This is a genomic window from Streptomyces sp. NPDC005962 (assembly GCF_040629205.1).
Taxonomy (GTDB): domain Bacteria; phylum Actinomycetota; class Actinomycetes; order Streptomycetales; family Streptomycetaceae; genus Streptomyces.
In genome coordinates, this window is sequence record NZ_JBEXVE010000007.1 from 230548 (window position 1) to 251016 (window position 20469).

Genomic DNA, 20469 nt, shown 5'->3' on the forward strand with positions numbered 1-20469 from the left:
GGCACAAGGAGGTGCCCAGACCATGACCACCCACCGCATCCGCGTCGGCATCGACGTGGGCGGAACCTTCACCGACGCCGTGGCCGTAGACGCCACGACCCTCGACCTGCTCGGCCAGGTGAAGGTCCCCACCAGCCACCATCACGAGGACGGGGTCGCCCACGGCATCGTGGAAGCGCTCGACCGCCTGCTGATACAGACCGGGCACGCCCCTGACGACGTCGCCTTCCTGGCCCACGGCACGACACAGGCCACCAACGCCCTGCTGGAGGGCGATGTGGCCACCGTCGGGCTGCTCGGCATCGGCACCGGGGCCGCCGCCGCCTTCACCCGCCGCCTCGCCTCCCTCGCCAAGCTGGAACCGACGCCCGGCAAACGACTCCCGCTGGCCTACGCCCATATCGCCGACCCCGAGGACCGGGCCGCCGTCGAAAGGGCCGTCGACGAGGTGGTGCGCGCCGGGGCCCAGGTCCTGGTCGCCACACAGCCCTTCAGCGTGGACCGCCCCGAAGGCGAGGACGCGGTGCGCGAAGTGGCGGCCGAACGCGGCCTGCCGATGACCGCCGCGCACGACATCACCTCGCTCTACGGACTCCGCAAGCGCAGCAGGACCGCCGTCGTCAACGCGGCGATCCTGCCGAGGATGTTCGCCACCGCCGACCTCGTGGACGCCTCCATCACCAAAGCCGGTGTCACCGCGCCGCTCATGGTGATGCGCTGCGACGGCGGTGTCATGTCGCTCGACGAGATGCGCCGCCGCCCGCTGCTGACCGTGCTCTCCGGCCCCGCGGCGGGCGTCGCCGGGGCGCTCATGGAGGAACGCGTCAGCGAGGGCGTCTTCCTGGAGACCGGCGGCACCTCCACCGACATCAGCGTCATACGCCGGGGCAAGGTCGCCGTGCGCCACGCGACCCTCCTCGGCAAGTCCTCGTACCTCTCCGCGCTCGACGTGCGCACCGTCGGCGTCGGCGGCGGCTCGATGATCCGAGTCCGGGGCGGGAAGGTCACCGCCGTCGGCCCGCGCAGCGCACACATCGCCGGACTGCCCTACGCCTGCTTCGCCTCCGCCGACGACCTCGCGGGCGCGCGGCTCGCCACCGTGCGCCCGCTGCCCGAGGACGCCGAGGACCACATCGTGCTCGACGCCGCGGGTGGCCGCTACGCCATCACATTGACCTGCGCCGCCAACGCCCTGGGCCGGGTCCCCGACGGCGACTTCGCGCGCGCCGACCGCGATGTCGCCCGCGCCGCCCTCGCCCCGCTGGCCGCGGCCCTCGGCACCGACGTCGACACCGCCGCCACCCGGGTCCTCGATGCCGGTGTCGCCCAGGTCAGGAGCGTCGTCGACACCATGATCGACGACTATCGCCTCGACAAGGACACCGTCCTGCTCGTCGGCGGGGGAGGCGGCGCCGCCTCCGTCACCCCGCACCTGGCCGCCACGACCGGCCACGAGGGCCGCATCGCCGCCCACAACGAGGTCATCAGCCCCATCGGCGTCGCCCTCGCCCTCGTACGCGAACAGGTCGAGCGGATCATCCCCGGCGCGGGTCAGGAGGACATCCTCGCGGTGCGCTCCGAGGCCGAACGCGCCGTCGTCGCCCAGGGCGCCGCCGCCGACGCCGTCGAGGTGGAGGTCACCGTCGACCCGCAGACCAACACCGTGCGCGCCGTCGCCACCGGCGCCACCGAACTGCGCACCCAGGACCGCGCCCACCGCGCCGACGACGCCGAACGCCTGCGGATGGCCGCCCGGAGCCTCAAGGTCCCCGAGCACCGGGTCGACATCCTCACGGGCACCCCCGCCTACACCGTCTACGGCACCGAACTGCGCCGCAGGCTGCGCGGAGTACGCCACCCGGTGCGCGTCGTCGACGCCGACGGCGTGGTCCGGCTGTACGCCCCCGACGCCCGCGTGGACACCACCACCGTCGGCTCCGCGCGGCAGACCCTCGCCACCCTCGTCGACGAGGCCACCGCCTACGGCGACGGCGGTGTGCGCGCCCCGGCGCTGCGGCTGCTCATCGGCTCCCGCATCGCCGACCTCTCCGGGGTGCTCGACCCGCAGCCCCTGCTCGCGCTGGCCCGCACCGAGTTGGAGGGCCGCCCCGGCGACGAACCCGTCGTCGCGATCCTGGAGGAGCGGTCATGACCCGCCCCGCCGCCACGCATACGCACACCCGCCCCGCCGCCGCCCGCACACGTACCGGCCCCACCGCCACGCGTACGTACACCACCGGCCTCGCCGCCGTCGACGACGTCGAGTACGGCGCCCGCTTCCTCGGCTCGCTCTCGCTGCACGAGGGCCGCGACCTCGCGCGCCTGCGCCACTGGGCCGCGACCGCCGCCGAGTTCGGCGCCGCCCTCGCCCCCGCCGAGACGCCCGCCCCGCTCCGGATCGTGGAGAGCGGAGGCGGCCTTCAGCGCGGGCTCCTCGCCCGCTACACCTCCCGGCCGCCCACCGTCGAGCTGTACACCGACTCCCTCGACGCGGCGGAGCGCCTGGTGACCGCCCACGGCTGGCGGGAGTGGTTCCCGCCCGGCTCGGTCCGCGCCGCCGCCCTCGCCCACGAGGCGGTCCACCAACGGCTCCACCACGGCCCCGAGCGCACCGCGCTCAAGGAGGCCCTCGGCCACACCGCGCTGCGCCTGGGGCGGCTGCGGGTCCTTGGCCATGTCGCGGGCGCCGAGGAACTCGCCGCGCACGCCTACGCGCAAACCGTCTGCGGACTGGGCCGCAGCCCGCTCCTGCTGTCCGCCGCCCTGGCCGCGTCCGCCGACGCGGCAAGAGAGAAGTAGGTCATGGGCATCATCATCCTGGTCATCATGGCGGCGGGTGTCGCCGCGATACTCACCAAGAAACTCCCCACCGCCTTCGCGCTCGTCCTGCTCGGCGTGGTCATCGCCTTCGTTTCGGGCGCCCCGGTCACCGGTAAGAACAGCGTCTTCGACACGGTCCTCCAGGAGGGCGCCCCCGCGCTCGCCGCGACGATGATCGCGATCCTGCTGGGCTCCTGGCTGGGGAAACTGCTCGACGAGACCGGCATCGCGGGCACTCTCGTCCGCAAGATAGTCGAGTTCGGCGGCGACCGGCCCACGGTCGTCGCGCTCGGCGTGCTGCTCGTCTCGACCCTCGTCGGCACCGTGACCGGCTCCGCGCCCGCGGCGATGCTCGCCGGCATCATCGGCATCCCCGCCATGATCGCCGTCGGCATCCCCAAGGTGACCGCCGCCGGAACGATCCTCATGGGCATCGCCGCCGGAATGCCGTTCGAACTGCCGGTGTGGCAGTTCTTCTCCAGCGCCCTCGACCTGCCGGTCGCCGACGTGCGCGACTTCATGGTCAAGCTGTTCCCATTCGCGCTGTTCGCCGCCGTCATGTTCGTCCTCGTCGAATCCCGCAGGCGCGGGGTCGAACACGCCTGGGCCTTCCGCACCGAGACGCCGCACACCGGCGCGCCGTGCACCAAGGCCGGGAAGCGGCGCGCCCGGCTCGGCGACGCCCCGTGGTACGCGCTGCTCACCCCGGCCGTGCCCCTCGTGCTGGCGCTCGGCTTCGAGATCGCGATCATCCCCTCGCTGCTCGCCGGGGTGCTCTACGCGATCGTGACGACCACCCGCCCACGCGAGATGAACCGGCGGCTGCTGCGCACCCTCTACGGCGGCTTCGAGGTGGCCGCCGCGCCCCTCACCCTGTTCGTGGCCATCGGCATCCTGCTCGCCGCGGTCAAGCTCCCCGGCGCCGTGGACGCGCTCGAACCCCTCGTCAAGGCGGTCAGTCCGCAGAACCCGGTGCTGTTCGTCGTGGTCTTCACGGTGCTGGTGCCGCTGTGCCTGTACCGCGGACCGCTCAACGTGTACGGCCTCGGCGCCGGTATCGCGGGCGTCCTCATCGCCGCCGGTATCTACCCGGCCGCCGCCGTCCTCGGCATCACCGCCTCCTACAACCAGGTGTTCGGTGTCGCCGACCCCACCAGCACCCAGACCGTGTGGAGCGCGCAGTACGCGGGGGTCGGCCCCCAGCAGGTGATGGCGCGCACCCTGCCCTACGTCTGGTTCGTCGCACTCGGCGGTTTCTGCGTCACCGCGGCCACCGCCCTCTGACCGCTCATCTCCGGCACCCACCCCTTCCACGTACGGGACGGAGCACTTCATGCACGAGCCGCAGCACCCCAGCCGCCGCATCCTCCTCACGTCGGCCGCCGCGACCACGGCGGCGCTCGCCGTCGGCGCGACGGCCTCCCCGGCGCTCGCCGCCACCCCGGCCACGGCCGCCGCACCCGGCGGATTCCCCGACTACCGCTACGTCAAGACTCTCCTGACACCCTCGCAGCTCAAGTACAACCCCACCGGCGAGATCATCTTCCCGTGTATCCGGGGCACGAAGGGGAGACTGTCCGCACCGCTGGGCCGCTACTACCTCTACTACGCGCCGCACGACGCGCCCGGTGGGATCTGCCTCGCCTACGGGGACCACATCGAGGGGCCCTTCACCGAGTACCCGCACAACCCGATCGTCGCGAACCGCTGGCAGCCGCACTACTCCGTGACCCACGTCTCCTCCCCGCACGTGATGTGGAACGAGAGCGCCAAGGAGATGTGGCTCTACTTCCACGGCGAGAACACCACGACGCGGCTGGCCCGTTCCAAGGACGGCATCACCTTCACCTACGACAAGGTGGTCCTCACGGCGTCCATGCTGCCCGCGGGCACCAACGAGACCTCGTACGCCCGGGTCTTCCCGTACGAACTGCCCGCGAAGAACGCCCACTACGTGATGCTGTTCATGCTGAACAACACCACCAACCACCGGGACATCCACTGGGGCTGGTCGGCCGACGGCCGCACCTGGACCTTCGACCAGAAGGCCCTCGTCCGCCACACCGACGTGTCGGCCGTCAACATCGGCGGCCCGCACCTGCTGACCCGCGGCGGCAGCGCCTTCGTCGTCTACAACAAGGACAAGGAGAGCGGCGGCGACCTCATGATCACCGAGGTCGGGAAGGACTTCACCCTCCGCCGCCACCTCGGCCGCTTCTACGACTCCGCGAACGGCGCCCCCGACAACGGCCGCAGCGCCGCACCCAGTTTCGGCACCGAAGGGGGAGTGCCCTACATGGTCTACGAGGCCGGTGAACGCCTCAAGGGCAGCATCGCGGTCGCCCGCGGCTGACCGGCCCATGAGTCCTCCTGCACCGGGGCGCGCACATGCTAATCGTGCGGGCCGCCCTGGTGCGGGAGGGCTTGTGTACGGTCCCGCACAATGATCTTGCCGGTGTTCTCGCCGCGCAGCATCCCCAGGAACGCGTCCACGATGTGTTCGAAACCGTCCACCACCGTCTCGTCCGGAGCGAGCCGCCCGCTCCGCAGATGCGGCACCGCGAACTCGTACAACTCCTCTTGCACGTCATGGTAGTTGCGGACCAGGAAGCCCTCCATGCGGATGCTCTTCTCCACGATGTCCGCGTGGTTGAAACGGGGTGGCACCGCGTCGGGGGTGTTGTACTGACTGACCGTGCCGACGCGGACGACGCGCCCGAACTCGCGCAGCGCTCCCACAGCCGCCGCCAACTGCTCGCCACCGACGTTGTCGACGAACACATCGATGCCATTCGGGGCCACCTTGCCGAGCAGATCGGCGGCGGGACCGTCGTGGTAGTCGAAGACGGCGTCATAGCCCACCTCCCGCAGGAGGTAGTCGGCCTTCGCCGCCGAGCCCGCGCTCCCCACGAGCCGTCCGGCGCCGAGCAGCTTCGCGAACCGCCCGGTCGCCGTGCCGACCCCGCCCGCGGCGGCCGACACGAACAGATCCTCCCCCTCCTTCAGCCGCGCGATCCGGGTCAGACCCACATAGGCCGTCAGGCCGGTGCCGCCCAGGATGCTCAAGTACGCGGTCAGGGGCACCCCGTCGAAGCGCGGCAGCCGCCGGACCTCCTCGGGCGTGACCACCGCGTGGGTGCGCCAGCCCTGCCGGTGGAAGAGGATCTCGCCCTCGGCCAGCGAAGACGTGCGCGAGGCGATCACCCGCCCGATGGTGCGGCCCTCCAGCGGTGCGCCGAGCGCGAAGCCGCCGGGCACGTCGTCCAGCATCTCGCGGTGGTAGGGATCGACGGACCAGTAGAGGTTTTCCACCAGCGCGCCGCCTGTCGCGGGGTCGGGAAGCGCGGACTCGGCGAAGGCGAAATGCTCGGTGCCGGGGAATCCGTGGGGGCGGGCGGTCTGGTGCACGGTGAGCGCGGTCTCGGTCATGCCCGCACCGTAGGGCGGGAATGACCCGCGCGGTCAGCCGGTTGGGCTCATGCGACCCGCCGTTCCATGAGCAGTTCTCATACATCGAGGTGAGCGCCCCATGCCCCGCACGACCGACTCCGACCTCGCCCCACACGAATTACGCGTCCTGGTGGCGGTCGCGGACACCGGTGGCTTCTCGGCCGCGGCCGACACCCTCGGTCTGACCCAGTCCGCCGTCTCCCATTCGGTTCGCGGCAGTGAGCGCAAGATCGGTGTCGTCCTCTTCGAACGCGCCCGCACCGGCGCCCGCCCGACCCCTGCCGGAGAGAAGACCGTCGCGCACGCCCGTCGCATCCTGCGCCTGCTGGATGTCCTGACCGACGAGGCGCGCGGCGCGGCCCGGCCCGATGCCGCCCAGGGGCCGTTGCGGATCGCGGCCTTCCGCAGCGCGGCCCTCCACCTGCTGCCGCCCGTGCTGCACCGGTTGCGTGCCCGGCACCCCGGGATCGAGCCCCGGGTGAGGATCGTGCGTGAGGTGGGCCGCGGCACGGCGGGCGAAGTGGCCGACGGGAAAGCCGACATCGCCATCGCCACCCTGGGCGGCTCCGATCCGCTGCCACCAGGTCTGGTCGCCAGTGGCCTCCTCGAAGAGCCGTATGCCCTGGTGCACGCGGCGGGCCACACCGACCCGCGCTCGCTGCCGCTGGTCGACTGGGCCGAGAACTGCGGTTCGTACACCCGCGACTGGTGGGCCGCCCAGGACTGGATTCCGACGGCGACCGTGGAGGCCGAAGACGACGGAGCGGTGCTCTCCCTGGTCGGCGGAGGACACGGAATGGCCATCATGCCGGCGCTCTCCCTGGCTGGAGCGCCGGACTCGGTCCGGATCACGGACCTCGGCCCCGAACGCCCGACCCGCCAGGTCGGCTACGTCACCACCCGCGAACTGGCCGCATCCGCTGTCGTACGCGCCCTGGTGAGGGAACTGCGGGCCACGACCTCCAAGACGTGAGCCGTCCTGTCCTCAGCCCTGGCCGCTGTCCGCTCCGGGGGCCTTGCGCGTGACCTCGCCCTGGACGACGCGCGGGGTACCGGGGGCGTCGGCCGGGGTGTCGTCGGCCTTCATGGCCTTGGACTCGCTCTTGAGGATGCGGGCCGCCTTGCCCGCGGAGCGGGTGAGTTCGGGGAGCTTCTTGGCGCCGATCAGAACGATGGCGACGATGAGGAGGAGCGCGAGCTCGCTGATGCCGAACATCGGTGGTGGTCTCCTCCGGTCAGTGGCGAGCCGCAGGGTGGGCCGCAACAAGGCGTCAATCTACAGCATTGTAGAAGTGTCAGGGAGGGCGTCGCCGGGTGGGTGCGGGCGGTGGCTGCAAATGATCGATTGCTTTCGGCCGCGGATTCTACAGTGATGTAGATTTTTTCCGGGTCGGGCGCCTGGCAAGGGCGGACGGTGTTTCCACGCCCCTTGGCGCGTATCCGCCCACGTGTATCGATCACTTCAAACCCAGGAGCTGTGCCCCGTGACTGTGAGCCTGACCAAGGGCGGCAACGTTTCCCTCACCCGCTCCCAGCCCCATCTCGCCGCCATCATCGCGGGCCTCGGCTGGAAGGTGAACACCGGTCCTGGCGACGTGGACCTCGACGCCAGCGCACTGGTGCTGGGGGCTGACGGCCGGGTCCTCTCCGATGAGTACTTCGTCTTCTTCAACAACCAGACCACGCCCGACAACGCCGTTCGGCACACGGGCGACAACAGGACGGGTGAGGGCGAGGGAGATGACGAGCAGATCGCCGTCGACTTCACCTTGCTGCCGCCACAGGCGGAGTCGATCGTGTTCGTGGCGTCGATGCACGATCAGGACGGGGCGGCCCACACCTTCGGCCGTGTGCGCGACGCCTACATCCGTGTGGTGCACCAGACGGCCGGTGTGGAGATGTGCCGCTTCGAGCTGACCGAGGACGGCCGCGACGAGACCGCGATGGTGTTCGGGCAGCTGTACCGGCGAGACGGAGAATGGAAGTTCCGCGCGATCGGACAGGGCTACGCGTCGGGTCTGGCCGGGATCGCCAAGGAATACGGCGTCAATGTGTGAGCCTCTTCGGCGCTCGGTGTGACGCCCACCAGAGGGGCGACGTAAGTAGGGAGGGGTAGTGAGCACGATCGACACGGTGGGCGTGGCGGACACCTCGGCACTCCCGCGCCGTCGGCAAGGCCGACGCCTGGAGCCGCGAGGTGTGGTCGATCTGCGGGGCGACGCCGCCCCTCCCGCCGTCCTGGCCTACCCGGCCGATGCCGTGGTGGTCGTCTCCGGGCTGCCCGGAAGCGGGAAGAGCACGGTGATGGAACGCTGGTCGAAGACCGTGCCCGCCATCGACCCGAGGGCGGTCCACCTCGCCTGTGAGGCGGTCATGCCCGACTGGCTGCCCTACGCGGCATACCGGCCCTGGGCTCGGCTCAGGCACTTTCACCGGCTGCGCCGGCAGGCGCGTCGCATGTCCCCGCTGCTGGTGCACGACTGCGGCAGCCGTCCCTGGCTGCGCCGATGGCTGGCCCGGACTGCCGGACGGCAGCGGCGCGAGCTGCACTTGGTGCTCCTGGACGTGGGAGCGGACGAGGCGGTCAAGGGGCAGGAGGCGCGGGGCCGATGGGCCCCGCCACGTGTCTTCGCCCGGCATCGGCGGGGGCTGGACCGTCTGCTGTCCGCACTGCCCGGGCCGGGCGTGGCCCGCCCGGGCGGCACCGTGATCCCGGCCCCCGAAGTACTGGCGGAGACGGCCTCGGTGGTGCTGCTCGACCAGACCTCGCGCCCACACGTGGCGGCGCTGACGTTCGGCCGGAACACGCCGCCGCGGAGGGCGAGCGGGGCGCCGGAAACACGCTCAGGGCCGCTCGCAGGCTGACATTCCTCCGTTGGAATAGCAGGCCTGGCTGCGCTGTTACCCCTCCACAAGCCGGATGTGCGTGGTCGGATGATTGCGCGGCGTCGCGGCCTTGCGTAGCGTTTGCGAGAGCCACGATCGGGACCCGGGTCCCGACGGGCGGAAGGGGCGGAGGTGAGGGGAGTGCGGCCGGTGAGCTCTCGGCGTGTCCTGGTCATCGCGCCCTGCCGCCGTGTCCATCTGTACTCCCGGCCTCACATCGATCTGCAGCGAGTGGCCGCCGCCCTGTGTTGTTCCTGATCCGTTTCTTCCGTCGGCCCTGAGAGCGGGGCCGACGGTCCCTTACGGTCGATCAGGAAGGCACTCCTCGTCGTGTCCGCATCTCCCGCACACCCCTCGCCACTCCATCTCGCCGTCGCGCTCGACGGCACCGGTTGGCACCCGGCCGCATGGCGCGAACCGCAGGCCCGGCCCCGGGACCTGCTCACCGCCGGGTACTGGACCGATCTCGTCACCGAGGCCGAACGCGGCCTGCTCGACTTCGTGACCTTCGAAGACGGGCTCGCCCTCCAGTCCTCGCACCGCACGGAGCCCGACGACCGCACCGACCAGGTCCGCGGCAGGCTGGACGCGGTGCTCATCGCCGCCCGCGTCGCACCGCTGACCCGGCACATCGGCCTGGTGCCGACCGTCGTCGCCACGCACACCGAGCCGTTCCACGTCTCCAAGGCGATCGCCACCCTGGACTACGTCAGCACCGGTCGCGCCGGACTGCGCATCCGGGTGTCGAGGCGCCGCCACGAGGCGGAGCACTTCGGACGCCGCGCGATTCCACGCCTCGACGCCGGGAATCTGGACACTCCGGCCGCCCGGGAGCTGACCGCCGACCTCTTCGCGGAAGCCGCCGACTACGTCGAAGTGGTACGCCGTCTATGGGACAGCTGGGAGGACGACGCGGAGATCCGGGACGTCGCCACCGGCCGCTTCATCGACCGCGACAAGCTCCACTACATCGACTTCGAGGGCAGGCACTTCAGCGTCAAGGGCCCCTCGATCACCCCCAGGCCGCCCCAGGGGCAGCCCGTCATCACCGCGCTGGCACACCAGGGCGTGCCGTACCGCCTGGTGGGCGGCTCCACCGACATCGGATACGTCACCCCGCACGGCACCCGGCAGGCCGAGACCATCGTGGCCGAGATCCGCGCCGCACAGGCCGCCGCGGGGCGCGCGGACGAGCCCCTCCACGTCTTCGGCGACCTGGTGGTGTTCCTGGACGACGAACCCGGCGCGGCGGCGAGCCGGCGAGAGCGGCTGGACGGCCTGGCCGGGTACCCGTACACCAGCGACGCGAAGGTGTTCACGGGCACCCCCGGGCACCTCGCCGACCTGCTCCTGGAGTGGCAGCGGGCCGGTCTCTCCGGCTTCCGGCTGCGCCCCGGCGTCATCGGCCACGACCTTGAGGCGATCACCCGCGGGCTGGTGCCCGAACTCCAGCGCCGCGGTGCCTTCCGTACGACGTACGAGGCCGACACCCTGCGCGGACTGCTGGGGCTCGCGCGCCCCGCCAACCGCTACGCCACCGTCTGAGCAGTCGGAGGGACCACCGACCATGAGCAAGCCGCTCAAGCAGATCCATCTCGCTGCCCACTTCCCCGGCGTCAACAACACCACCGTGTGGAGCGACCCGGAGGCGGGCAGCCACATCGAGTTCAGCTCGTTCGCCCACTTCGCGCGAACCGCCGAACGCGCCAAGTTCGACTTCCTCTTCCTCGCCGAAGGACTGCGGCTGCGCGAACAGGGCGGAAAAATATACGACTTGGACGTGGTGGGACGGCCGGACACCTTCACCGTCCTCTCCGCGCTCGCCGCCGTCACCGACCGCCTCGGCCTGACCGGCACCATCAACTCCACCTTCAACGAGCCCTATGAGGTGGCCCGTCAGTTCGCCAGCCTGGACCACCTCTCGGGAGGGCGCGCCGCGTGGAACGTCGTCACCTCGTGGGACGCCTTCACCGGAGAGAACTTCCGCCGTGGCGGCTTCCTCCCGCAGGAGGAGCGGTATTCCCGGGCCAAGGAGTTCCTGGCCACCGCCACCGAGCTGTTCGACTCCTGGAGCGGCGACGAGATCGTCGCCGACCAGGCGGCCGGTACCTTCCTCGCCGACGCGCGCTCCGGAGCCTTCGCCCACCAGGGACAGCATTTCGACATCGCCGGGCAGTTCAACGTCCCGCGCAGCCCACAGGGCCGTCCGGTGATCTTCCAGGCCGGTGACTCCGACGAAGGCCGGGAGTTCGCCGCCGCCGGCGCCGACGCGATCTTCGGTCGGCACGGCACCCTCAAGGAAGGGCAGGCGTTCTACACGGACGTCAAAAGCCGCCTCGCCCGCCACGGCCGTACTCCCGACCAGCTGCTGATCCTGCCCGCCGCCACCTTCGTCCTCGGCGACACCGACGCCGAGGCGCGGGAGCTGGCCCACGAGGTGCGGCGCAAGCAGGTCAGCGGCGCCACCGCGATCAAGCATCTGGAGTTCGTCTGGAACCGTGACCTGTCCGCGTACGACCCGGACGGCCCGCTCCCCGACATCGACCCGGACCCCGGCGAGCACACCATCGCCCGCGGCCGCGCCCAGGTACGGATGTACCGCGATCCGCTGGCCGTCGCCCGGGAGTGGCGGGAGCTGGCGGAGGCCAACAAGTGGTCGATCCGTGACCTCGTCATCGAGACCGGCAACCGCCAGACCTTCATCGGCTCCCCGGCCACGGTCGCCGAGACCATCAACTCCCTCGTCCAGGCGGATGCCGCCGACGGCTTCATCCTCGTCCCGCACATCACCCCCGGCGGCCTCGACACGTTCGCCGACACCGTCGTCCCGCTGCTGCAGGAGCGCGGTGTGTTCCGCACCGAATACGAGGGCACGACCCTGCGCGACCACCTCGGCCTGGCCCACCCCGGGACCGAGGCGCACCGGGACCGGACAGCCTCGTGAAGTTCCTGGCCATCACCCTCATCGTGCACGCCCCGGACCCGGTGACGGGCGTGCGGAAACCGACCCATGAGCGCTTCCGCGAGGTGATCGACAACGCGCTGCTGGCGGAGGAGCTCGGCTTCGACGGCTTCGGCGTCGGTGAACGCCACGAGCGGCCGTTCATCTCCTCCTCGCCACCGGTGGTGCTCAGCCACCTCGCCGCGCTCACCTCCCGAATCCGGCTGTTCACCGCGGTGACCACCCTCAGCCTGCTCGACCCGGTGCGGGCCTACGAGGACTACGCCACTCTGGACCACCTGTCCGCGGGCCGCCTCGAACTGATCATCGGCAAGGGCAACGGCGCCGCCCAGCGCGAGCTGTTCCACGTCACCCCCGAGGACCAGTGGGACCGCAACGCCGAAGGATACGAGCTGTTCCGCCGCATCTGGCGGCAGGACAGGGTGACCGCCACGCCGCGCTTCCGCCCCGCGCTGACCGAGGCCGAGGTGTGGCCGAGGCCCCTCCAGCAACCCATCCGGGTCTGGCACGGCAGCGCCACCAGCCGGGAGTCGGTCGACCTCGCCGCCCGCTATGGCGACCCGCTGTTCTCGGCCAACGTCACCCACCCCATCGAGCCGTACGCCGAACTGATCCGCCACTACCGGGAGCGCTGGGCAGCCTACGGCCATGACCCCGCCCGGGCCGTGGTCGGCGCGGGGACCGCCGGATACTACGCCGCCCGCACCTCGCAGGAGGCCATCGCCGCCTACCGGCCGGTGTTCGAGGGCCACCTCGCGCTGCAGAAGCGCATGGGCACGGAGCCGGTGTTCCCGACCCTGGAGGACTTTGTCGAGCGCAGCTCCGCACTGATCGGCAGCCCCCAGCAGGTGATCGAGAAGGTGCACCGCTACCACGAGGAGTTCGGACACACCGTGCTGCACCTGCACGCGGACACGGGCGGGCTCACCGATGCCCGGCACCGCGCCTCCCTCGAACTCTTCCAGTCCGACATCGCGCCCGTGCTACGGCGTGACATCCCGGACCCGCCGTTCGACTGGGCGCCGGTGCTCGCCGCGTCCGAGCCCGAGCCCGAACCCGCCTCCGGGCCCGTTCCCGCGCCCGCGCCCGCGCCCGGGCCCGCCAACCGCTGAGGAGACCCGACCATGTCCGGCATCCCCCTCGCCGTCCTCGACCTCGTCCCCCTCTCCTCGGGCTCCACCGCCACCGACGCACTGCGCAACAGCATCGACCTCGCCCAGCAGGCCGAACGGTTCGGCTACGCGCGCCACTGGTTCGCCGAACATCACCTCAACCCGGGCGTCGCCGGGACCTCGCCCGCCGTCGTCCTGGCCCTGACCGCTTCCGCCACCTCCACGATCCGCCTCGGCTCCGGAGCCGTACAGCTCGGCCACCGCACCGCCCTGTCCACCGTCGAGGAGTTCGGTCTGATCGACGCGCTGCACCCCGGACGGCTCGACCTGGGCCTCGGCCGCTCCGGTGGCCGCCCCGCCGACCGGAGCGGTGACGCGGCGCCCACCACGACACCCGTCGTCGACGGACGTACCCCCGGCGGCCTGCGCATCCCGCCCAAGGTGTCCTTCCAGCGACTGCTCGGGTCGCCACGGATCGCCCTCCAGCGGCGACTTCTCCAGCAGCCGGGCGCCGAGGCCCAGGACTACGGCGAACAGATCGACGACATCCTCGCCCTGCTGCGCGGCGACTACCGGTCCGCCGACGGCGCCGAAGCACACGCGATCCCCGGCGAAGACGCCGACCTTCAGGTGTGGATTCTCGGCAGCAGCGGCGGGCAGAGCGCCCAGGTCGCGGGCCGGGGCGGCCTGCGCTTCGCCGCCAACTACCACGTCAGCCCGGCCACCGTCCTGGAGGCCGTCGAGGCGTACCGCGCCGCGTTCCAGCCGTCCAAAACACTCGACGAGCCGTATGTCAGCGTCTCCGCCGATGTCGTGGTGGCCGAGGACGACGCGACCGCACGCGAACGTGCGACCGGCTACGGGTTGTGGGTCCGCAGCATCCGCACCGCCGAGGGCGCCATCCCCTTCCCCACCCCCGAACAGGCCCGCGCCCACGTCTGGTCCGACGCGGACCGGGAACTGGTCGCCGACCGCGTGGACACCCAGTTCGTCGGCTCACCCGCGCGCGTCGCCGACCAGCTCGAAACACTCCAGGAGGCCACCGGCGCGGACGAACTGCTCATCACCACCATCACCCACCGCCACGCCGACCGGGTGCGCTCCTACGAACTGCTCGCCGAGGAGTGGCAACGCCGCTGAGCCGAGTACGACGACCCGGCGCCGGTGCCACGGTCACGCGGCGAAGGCGTCGGCGTCGCCGTTGGGGGAACGAGGGCTGCTCAGCGCTGCCGAGAACTGGTCGACGACCCGTTCGAGCCCTTCCCGTGCGGCGGGGGCCACCTCGACACCCCCGTCTTCCCGCGCTTCGATGTGCTTGTCCAGCACGAACCAGCCCGGCGTGATGTGCGCCGCCCCCATGGAGGCGAGCACCGGACGCAGCCCGTAGTCGATGGCCAGCACATGTGCGGTGCTGCCGCCGGTTGCCAGCGGCAGCACGGTCTTGCCCTCCAGCGCGTACTGCGGCAGCAGGTCGAGCAGCGACTTCAGCAGACCCGAGTACGCGGCCTTGTAGACCGGGGTGCCGATGACGACGGCGTCGGCCCGGGCGACGAGCTGTGTGGCGCGGACGATCTCCGGATGTCCGAAGTCCGCGTGCAGCAGGGCCTCGGCCGGAAGCGTGCGGACGTCCAGCGGGATCACCTGGTGCCCCTGTGCGACGAGCCGGGAGTCCAGCTTGCGCAGGAGACGGGCGGTGCGGGAGGTGGCGGAGGGGCTTCCGGAGACGGACAGGACGGTGGACATGGAGGGTCACCTCGAAATCGTCGGTACGGGGTACGGGAAGCGGTGGCCGCGAGATGCGTGCGGTCACGCCGGTGGGCCCCGGGCCCGGGGAACGTCAGAGCGCCTTGCCCGGGTTGAGGATGCCGTGCGGATCGAAGGCCGCTTTGACGCGGCGCTGCAGTCGGTGCTGGTCCGGCCCCAGCTCGTCGGCGAGCCATCGTCGTTTGAGGGTGCCCACGCCGTGTTCGCCGGTGAGTGTGCCGCCGAGGCGGAGGGCGGCGCCGAAGATGTCGCCCGCGGCCTGCCAGGCGGCGTCCGGGATGCCGGGGAGGGCCGGGTCGAGGACGAGGATGGGGTGGAGGTTGCCGTCGGCGGCATGGGCGAAGGTGAAGATCCGCACCCCGTGGCGGTCGGCCGCGGCGTCGATCTCGCGTACGGCGGTGGCCAGTCGGCTCCGGGGTACGGCGATGTCCTCGATCAGGACCCGGCCCAGCCGTTCCAGCGAGGGCAGGGCGAGCCGCCGCGCGGCGAGCAGCCGGTCCGCCTCGGCCGGGTCCCCGGTGACCTCGACCGACGTCGCCCGTCCGCGCAGGCACCGTACGGCCGCGTCGGCCTCGGCGGCCGCGCCCCGCCCGTCGCACTGCAGGAGCAGCAGAGCGCCCCCGCGTGACCGCAGCGCCGTGCCCTGGGCGTCGTCCACCGCGCCCAGCACCGGGCCGTCGAGCAACTCGGCCATGGCGGGCTCGACACGGGCGGCGGTGAGCGCGGAGACGGCCTCGGCACCCTGGGCGAACGTGGCGAAGTACGCGGCGACCGTGACGGTCTCCTCCGGTACCGGGCGCAGCCGCAGGGTGGCGGCGGTGATCACCCCGAGCGTGCCCTCGGAGCCGGTGAGCAGGCCGGTCAGGTCATAGCCGGTGACGCCCTTGACCGTGCGCCGTCCGGTCCTCACGAGCGTGCCGTCCGCGAGCACCGCGTCCAGGCCCAGGAGCGCGTCCCTGGTGACCCCGTACTTGGCGCAGCGGAGCCCGCCCGCGTTGGTCGCGATGTTCCCGCCGATGGTCGAGATGGCCGCGCTCGCCGGGTCGGGTGCGTAGCGCAGCCCGAACTCGCCCGCCGAGCGGTCCAGTTCGGCGGTGATGACACCCGGCTCGACGACGGCGATCTGCTCCTCGGGGCTCAGCTCCAGAACGCGGTTCATCCGCGACAGATCGAGCACGACACTGCCCGCACCCGCGCTCGCCCCTCCGGACAGCCCCGTTCCCGCCCCGCGCGGCACGACCGGTACCCGCAGGTCGTGGGCGTGCCGCAGTGCCGTCTGGACGTGCTCGGTGTGCGTGGCGTGGACGACCGCGAGCGGGACGCCGTCCGGCCGGCTGCCGGAGCGGTCGGCGGCATACGGGCCGGTGGCCCCGGGACCGGTGCCGAGCGTCCCGGCGGGCAGATCGCGGCGCAGGGCCGTCAGCAGCGCGGCGGCGGCATCCGTACCGGTGGCATGCGCGTGTGCGGAGCCGGTGCGGTCGGCCCGTTCCGGATCGGAGAGCGGGGTGGTCATGTCGGCCTCTCACTTTGTGTGCCGAGCGCCGCCGCACCGATGGCGAGCAGCGCCGTGTCTTCCTGCGGGGCGTGGTGCCGGCACCTGGCGTGGGTTCGTCCGTGGTGGCCACGCCGGCGGCCAGTCCGGTCGGTCGGACGTCAGGCCGCCGAGGTGGCGGCGCGGTGGGCCAGCTCCTGGCGGACCAGCGGCAGGACGTGGCGCCCGTAGTCGATGGCGTCGTTGAGCGGGTCGTAGCCGCGGATGGACAGCAGCTCGCAGCCGATGTCCACGTAGTCGAGCAGCGCCTTGGCGACCGTCTCCGGGGAGCCGACCAGCGCCGTGGACGCACCGGCGGCGTTGGTGGCCGCGGCGGGCGCGGTCCACAGGCAGCGGTCGTGTACCTCGCCGCGTTCGGCGGCGGCCAGCAGCCGCTGCGATCCGACGTTGGACGGGGCGCCCTGGCCGACCGCCGGGTAGTGGCGGCGCTTGGCCCGCTCGGCGTGGTTGGCCTTGACCGCGCCCAGCGTGCGGTGGGCCTTCTCCCAGGCCAGCTCGTCGGTGGGGGCGATGATCGGCCGGAAGGACACCCAGATGCGCGGCCGGGGCCGCCCCGCGGCGTCCGCGTACGCGTTCACCGAGGCGATCTGCTCGGCGGTCTCCTTGAGCGGTTCGCCCCACAGCCCGAAGATGTCGCCCTGCTGCCCGCCCACCCGGTACGCGTCCTGCGACGAGCCGCCCACCGAGATGGGGATGGTGCCGTGGTACGGGGCGACATCGGAGCGGAAGCCCTCGAAGCGGTAGTACGGGCCCTCATGGGAGATCGGGCCGTCGGCCTCCCACACCCTGCGCAGGATCTGGATGTACTCGTCCGAGCGGGCGTACCGTTCGCTCTTGCCCAGGTAATCGCCCTCGCGGTGCTGCTCCTCGTCGTTGCCGCCGGAGATGATGTGCACCACCAGCCGCCCGGCGCTGATCTGGTCCAGCGTGGCCAGTGCGCGCGCCGCGTGGGTGGGGAAGACCACCCCGGGGCGGTGGGCGAGCACCGGTTTGATGCGCTCGGTGTGATGGGCGACGAACTGGGCCAGCTGCAGCGCGTCCGGGGCGGCCGAGTGGTAGGTGACCAGGGTGTAGTCGAAGCCGGAGTCGTCCAGGGCGCGGGCGTAGCGGCGGGCGTAGTCCACATCGATTCCGGAACCGGCGGTGGGGTCGCCCTCGGTGGCCGGGTTGGGGTGGACGGCGCTGATGAACTCGACGGGCATGGCTGCGGTCACTCCTTGACGAGGCTGGTGTCGACGTGGTCGGCGAGGACCGGCTTGGGGGTGAGCACACCGATGCGGTTCATGGTGTCGCCGACCTTCTGCACGGACCGGATCACCGGCTGACTCACCGGCAGCAGTTCGCTGTTGGACTGGTCGACCAGGGCCTTGGCGACCGTGGGCGAGGCTCCGTTGGTGCGCTGGATGGCCTTGGCGTACTCCGCGGGGTGTTGGCGGGACCAGGTCAGGGCCTTGTCGAGGCGGCGCAGATAGTCGGAGATGGCCTTCTTCTTCGCCGGGACCTCAAGGGCCTTCTCGGAGGCCCCGATGAAGCCGTAGCCGCTCACCCGCCCGTTCGCCCCGTTGACCACGAGACGGCCCCCGTGCTGCTCGGCCACCGTCTTGTACACGCCGAACGTGGCCCAGGCCTCGATCTTGCCGGAGGTGAAGGCGGCCTGGGCATCGGTGGGCAGCAGATACTGCACATGGACGTCCGAGTAGCTCAGCCCCGCCTGCTCCAGCGCGTGCGCCAGTAGGTATTCGGCGATGGACCCCTTGGCCGAGGAGACCACGACCTTCTTTCCCTTGAGGTCCTTGACGCTCTTCACGGCCGAGTTCTTCCGCACCACGATCCCGGTGTGGGTGCCGTCGTTGTGCAGCGCCCCGACGGCCTTGACACCCACCCCGCCGGAGAGGGCCTGGAGAGTAGGCAGATCGGCGGCGTACGAGGTGTCGGCGGCCCCGGCCTGCACGGCCTGGAACAGCGGCGCGGCGCCCTCGAACTCGGCCCACTTCACCTTGTACGGCGTTCCCTTGAGAGCGCCGGAGGCGTCGAAGAGCGTCTTGAGGTTCTTGGCCTGGTCACCGAGGGTCAGTGTCACCTTCGACGGATCGGTCTCGGACGCCGCCTGGCTGTCGCCCGCGCACGCGCTGGTGGCGAGGACGGCGGTGAGCGACAGCGCGGCGCTGAGCCCGCGCGCCAGAGCCGTGGCCCTGCGGTTCCCGGTGTGCGAACGGTTCGTGTACTTCATGTGCTTCATGCGGTCACTTCTTCCCGGTGGTGTGAGAGCGCCGAGGCGTCGTCGACGCCCAGCCGCCGCAGGAGTTCGCCACGCAGCGCGACGAAGTCGGGGGAGCCGAGGTCGCGCGGGCGATCGAGGCCCACCTCCGCCTCGTAGGCGATGCGCCCGTCGTCCATCACCAGCACCCGGTCGGCCAGCAGCAGCGCCTCCTCGACGTCGTGCGTGACCAGCAGGATCGAGCAGCCGTGCCGCTGCCACAGATCGGCCACCAGCCGCTGCGCCTTGATGCGGGTGAGCGCGTCGAGCGCGCCGAACGGCTCGTCCAGCAGCAGCAGTTCGGGCTCGTGCACCAGTGCGCGGGCCAGGGAGACGCGCTGGGCCTGGCCGCCGGAGAGCGTGCGGGGCCAGGCGCCCGCGTACTCCTCGATGCCGACCTCGGCGAGATAGCGTTCGGCGAGCGCGCGATCCCCGCCCGGCAGGCCGAGCACGACGTTGTGCCACACCCGCAGCCAGGGCATCAGCCGTGGCGACTGGAAGGCCACCGAGCGCCGCTCCGGTACGTCCACCTCGCCCTCGGTCTCGCTGTCCAGCCCGGCGAGAATCCGCAGCAGTGTCGACTTGCCGCAGCCGCTCTGGCCGAGCAGGGCCACGAACTCGCCCTCGCGGATGGTGATGCCGAGCCCGTCGAGCACCGTTTTGTCGCCGAAGGCGCGGGTCAGTCCGCGGACCTCCACGCTGTTCGTGCCGTTCACGGCGGTCACGCTCCCTCTCCGTCGAACGAGGCCCGCCAGTCCAGCAGCCGCCGGGACAGCAGCCGCACCGCGAAGTCGCAGAGCAGCCCCAGCACCGCGTACACGGCCAGGCACAGGACGATGACGTCGGTCTGGAAGTACTGCTGGGCGTTGCTCATCAGATAGCCGATACCGGCGTCCGCGTTGACCTGCTCGGCGAAGACCAGGGCCAGCCACGCGGTGGACAACGCGTACCGCAGCCCCACCAGCGCGCCGGGCAGCGCGGACGGCAGGATGACGTACCGGATCAGCCCGATGCGGCCCAGGCCCACCATCCGCCCGGCCTCGATCAGCTGCGCGTCGGCGGAGCGGATGCCGCCGTAGATGTTGAAGTACAGCGGGTAGGTGACACCGAGCGCCACCAGCGCGATCTTCGGTGTCTCGTCGATGCCGAACCAGACGATGAACAGCGGGATCAGGCCCACCCAGGGAATCGCCCGGAACATGCCCATGGAGGCGTCGATGACGTCCTCGCCCAGCCGGAACAGCCCGGCGGCGAGCGACAGGGCGAGCGCCACGGCCGCGCCGATGAGGAAGCCGAGGGCCGCGCGCCGGCCGGAGGCGGCGATGGCCTGCGGCAGCTCACCGGTACCGATGAGGTCCGCCCCGCGCTGGACGACTTCGACGGGGGAGGCCAGCACGGATTCGGGGAGCAGGCCCGTCCCGGCGGCCAGGAACCAGAGCAGCAGCAGTCCGACGGGCCCGGAGGCCCGCCGGACCCCGCGCGGGACCCGGAGGCGGGGCCGGGTGCGTGTGGTGGCGCCGGAGGATTTCCGCGCCACGGCGGGTTCGGCGGGCGGCGTCGGGTCCTTCGCCGCACCGGGGGGTGGAGGGGCTGCGGTGTGCGGGGGCGGTGAGGCCCCGGACACGGAGGAGGGCGGGGAGGGCATGATGCGGCCTCTCGGTCGGGA

20 protein-coding genes are annotated in these 20469 nt (G+C 71.7%); 12 read left to right on the forward strand and 8 right to left on the reverse strand.

The genetic code is table 11. The features are described 5' to 3' along the window. The first annotated feature begins 22 nt into the window (after positions 1–22). Genes ABZ370_RS14760 through ABZ370_RS14775 form a run of 4 tightly spaced genes read left to right on the forward strand, consistent with a single transcriptional unit; the run spans position 23 to position 5173 of the window. Positions 23–2152 carry a hydantoinase/oxoprolinase family protein gene (locus ABZ370_RS14760; RefSeq protein ID WP_358620198.1) on the forward strand — a complete coding sequence of 710 codons (2130 nt, stop codon included), beginning with the start codon at positions 23–25 and terminating at the stop codon, positions 2150–2152. Beyond that, positions 2149–2799: a hypothetical protein gene (locus ABZ370_RS14765; protein WP_358620200.1), complete on the forward strand. Its 651-nt coding sequence runs from the start codon at positions 2149–2151 to the stop codon at positions 2797–2799. Before ABZ370_RS14760 ends, ABZ370_RS14765 begins: the two co-directional genes overlap by 4 nt. A 3-nt stretch (positions 2800–2802) precedes the next feature. Further along, positions 2803–4104 (forward strand): transporter, encoded by a 1302-nt coding sequence (locus ABZ370_RS14770; RefSeq protein ID WP_358620202.1) that lies wholly within the window; start codon positions 2803–2805, stop codon positions 4102–4104. Positions 4105–4153: 49 nt separating this feature from the next. Next, entirely contained in the window at positions 4154–5173 is a 1020-nt protein-coding gene (locus tag ABZ370_RS14775; RefSeq protein WP_358620203.1) for a hypothetical protein, read from the forward strand. A 38-nt stretch (positions 5174–5211) separates the two neighbouring features. Here the strand turns inward: ABZ370_RS14775 and ABZ370_RS14780 are convergent, their stop codons facing one another. Beyond that, the gene (locus ABZ370_RS14780; RefSeq protein WP_358620205.1) at positions 5212–6249 is read right to left on the reverse strand and encodes an NADP-dependent oxidoreductase; all 1038 of its coding nucleotides are present in this window, start codon (positions 6247–6249) and stop codon (positions 5212–5214) included. A 100-nt stretch (positions 6250–6349) separates the two neighbouring features. Between ABZ370_RS14780 and ABZ370_RS14785 the strand changes: the two genes are divergently transcribed. After that, positions 6350–7243 carry a LysR family transcriptional regulator gene (locus tag ABZ370_RS14785; RefSeq protein ID WP_358620206.1) on the forward strand — a complete coding sequence of 298 codons (894 nt, stop codon included), beginning with the start codon at positions 6350–6352 and terminating at the stop codon, positions 7241–7243. Between the two features lie 12 nt (positions 7244–7255). Here the strand turns inward: ABZ370_RS14785 and ABZ370_RS14790 are convergent, their stop codons facing one another. After that, positions 7256–7486 (reverse strand): twin-arginine translocase TatA/TatE family subunit, encoded by a 231-nt coding sequence (locus tag ABZ370_RS14790; protein WP_358620207.1) that lies wholly within the window; start codon positions 7484–7486, stop codon positions 7256–7258. Between the two features lie 268 nt (positions 7487–7754). On the opposite strand from ABZ370_RS14790, the gene ABZ370_RS14795 reads away from it, so the two are divergent. The 7 genes from ABZ370_RS14795 (at position 7755) to ABZ370_RS14825 (ending at position 14370) form a co-directional block, all read left to right on the forward strand. Then, positions 7755–8327 carry a TerD family protein gene (locus ABZ370_RS14795; protein WP_358620209.1) on the forward strand — a complete coding sequence of 191 codons (573 nt, stop codon included), beginning with the start codon at positions 7755–7757 and terminating at the stop codon, positions 8325–8327. A gap of 58 nt (positions 8328–8385) precedes the next feature. Continuing rightward, positions 8386–9135 carry an AAA family ATPase gene (locus tag ABZ370_RS14800; protein ID WP_358620210.1) on the forward strand — a complete coding sequence of 250 codons (750 nt, stop codon included), beginning with the start codon at positions 8386–8388 and terminating at the stop codon, positions 9133–9135. 171 nt (positions 9136–9306) lie between these two features. Then, positions 9307–9414 (forward strand): putative leader peptide, encoded by a 108-nt coding sequence (locus ABZ370_RS14805; RefSeq protein WP_358620212.1) that lies wholly within the window; start codon positions 9307–9309, stop codon positions 9412–9414. 72 nt (positions 9415–9486) lie between these two features. Further along, the gene (locus ABZ370_RS14810) at positions 9487–10701 is read left to right on the forward strand and encodes an LLM class flavin-dependent oxidoreductase (RefSeq protein WP_358620214.1); all 1215 of its coding nucleotides are present in this window, start codon (positions 9487–9489) and stop codon (positions 10699–10701) included. Between the two features lie 22 nt (positions 10702–10723). Further along, positions 10724–12100, forward strand: a complete 1377-nt coding sequence (locus ABZ370_RS14815) for an NtaA/DmoA family FMN-dependent monooxygenase (protein ID WP_358620215.1) — start codon at positions 10724–10726, stop codon at positions 12098–12100. Then, complete coding sequence (locus ABZ370_RS14820; RefSeq protein WP_358620216.1) at positions 12097–13230, forward strand: LLM class flavin-dependent oxidoreductase; 1134 nt, start codon at positions 12097–12099, stop codon at positions 13228–13230. The genes ABZ370_RS14815 and ABZ370_RS14820 overlap by 4 nt, the downstream gene beginning before the upstream one ends. A gap of 12 nt (positions 13231–13242) precedes the next feature. Further along, positions 13243–14370 carry an MsnO8 family LLM class oxidoreductase gene (locus tag ABZ370_RS14825; RefSeq protein WP_358620218.1) on the forward strand — a complete coding sequence of 376 codons (1128 nt, stop codon included), beginning with the start codon at positions 13243–13245 and terminating at the stop codon, positions 14368–14370. Positions 14371–14403: 33 nt separating this feature from the next. Here ABZ370_RS14825 and ssuE read toward each other — a convergent pair whose 3' ends face one another. The 6 genes from ssuE to ABZ370_RS14855 all read right to left on the reverse strand — a co-directional run bounded on the left by ssuE (position 14404) and on the right by ABZ370_RS14855 (position 20448). After that, complete coding sequence (ssuE, locus tag ABZ370_RS14830; RefSeq protein ID WP_358620220.1) at positions 14404–14973, reverse strand: NADPH-dependent FMN reductase; 570 nt, start codon at positions 14971–14973, stop codon at positions 14404–14406. Positions 14974–15067: 94 nt separating this feature from the next. Further along, positions 15068–16507 carry an FAD-linked oxidase C-terminal domain-containing protein gene (locus tag ABZ370_RS14835; RefSeq protein WP_358620222.1) on the reverse strand — a complete coding sequence of 480 codons (1440 nt, stop codon included), beginning with the start codon at positions 16505–16507 and terminating at the stop codon, positions 15068–15070. 140 nt (positions 16508–16647) lie between these two features. After that, entirely contained in the window at positions 16648–17748 is a 1101-nt protein-coding gene (locus ABZ370_RS14840) for an LLM class flavin-dependent oxidoreductase (RefSeq protein WP_358620223.1), read from the reverse strand. Positions 17749–17756: 8 nt separating this feature from the next. Beyond that, a complete protein-coding gene (locus ABZ370_RS14845; RefSeq protein ID WP_358620225.1) occupies positions 17757–18785 on the reverse strand; it encodes an ABC transporter substrate-binding protein in 1029 nt (342 codons plus the stop codon). Beyond that, positions 18782–19528, reverse strand: coding sequence for an ABC transporter ATP-binding protein (locus ABZ370_RS14850; protein WP_358620227.1), 747 nt, complete (start codon positions 19526–19528; stop codon positions 18782–18784). The genes ABZ370_RS14845 and ABZ370_RS14850 overlap by 4 nt, the downstream gene beginning before the upstream one ends. After that, positions 19525–20448, reverse strand: a complete 924-nt coding sequence (locus ABZ370_RS14855) for an ABC transporter permease (RefSeq protein ID WP_358620228.1) — start codon at positions 20446–20448, stop codon at positions 19525–19527. Before ABZ370_RS14855 ends, ABZ370_RS14850 begins: the two co-directional genes overlap by 4 nt. Positions 20449–20469 lie beyond the last annotated feature (21 nt).

Coding starts and splice junctions, on each gene's coding strand:
- ABZ370_RS14760 (WP_358620198.1), top strand. CDS start 23: ATGACCACCCACCGCATCCGCGTCGGCATCGACGTGGGCGGAACCTTC.
- ABZ370_RS14765 (WP_358620200.1), top strand. CDS start 2,149: ATGACCCGCCCCGCCGCCACGCATACGCACACCCGCCCCGCCGCCGCC.
- ABZ370_RS14770 (WP_358620202.1), top strand. CDS start 2,803: ATGGGCATCATCATCCTGGTCATCATGGCGGCGGGTGTCGCCGCGATA.
- ABZ370_RS14775 (WP_358620203.1), top strand. CDS start 4,154: ATGCACGAGCCGCAGCACCCCAGCCGCCGCATCCTCCTCACGTCGGCC.
- ABZ370_RS14780 (WP_358620205.1), bottom strand. CDS start 6,249: ATGACCGAGACCGCGCTCACCGTGCACCAGACCGCCCGCCCCCACGGA.
- ABZ370_RS14785 (WP_358620206.1), top strand. CDS start 6,350: ATGCCCCGCACGACCGACTCCGACCTCGCCCCACACGAATTACGCGTC.
- ABZ370_RS14790 (WP_358620207.1), bottom strand. CDS start 7,486: ATGTTCGGCATCAGCGAGCTCGCGCTCCTCCTCATCGTCGCCATCGTT.
- ABZ370_RS14815 (WP_358620215.1), top strand. CDS start 10,724: ATGAGCAAGCCGCTCAAGCAGATCCATCTCGCTGCCCACTTCCCCGGC.
- ABZ370_RS14825 (WP_358620218.1), top strand. CDS start 13,243: ATGTCCGGCATCCCCCTCGCCGTCCTCGACCTCGTCCCCCTCTCCTCG.
- ssuE (WP_358620220.1), bottom strand. CDS start 14,973: ATGTCCACCGTCCTGTCCGTCTCCGGAAGCCCCTCCGCCACCTCCCGC.
- ABZ370_RS14835 (WP_358620222.1), bottom strand. CDS start 16,507: ATGACCACCCCGCTCTCCGATCCGGAACGGGCCGACCGCACCGGCTCC.
- ABZ370_RS14840 (WP_358620223.1), bottom strand. CDS start 17,748: ATGCCCGTCGAGTTCATCAGCGCCGTCCACCCCAACCCGGCCACCGAG.
- ABZ370_RS14845 (WP_358620225.1), bottom strand. CDS start 18,785: ATGAAGCACATGAAGTACACGAACCGTTCGCACACCGGGAACCGCAGG.
- ABZ370_RS14855 (WP_358620228.1), bottom strand. CDS start 20,448: ATGCCCTCCCCGCCCTCCTCCGTGTCCGGGGCCTCACCGCCCCCGCAC.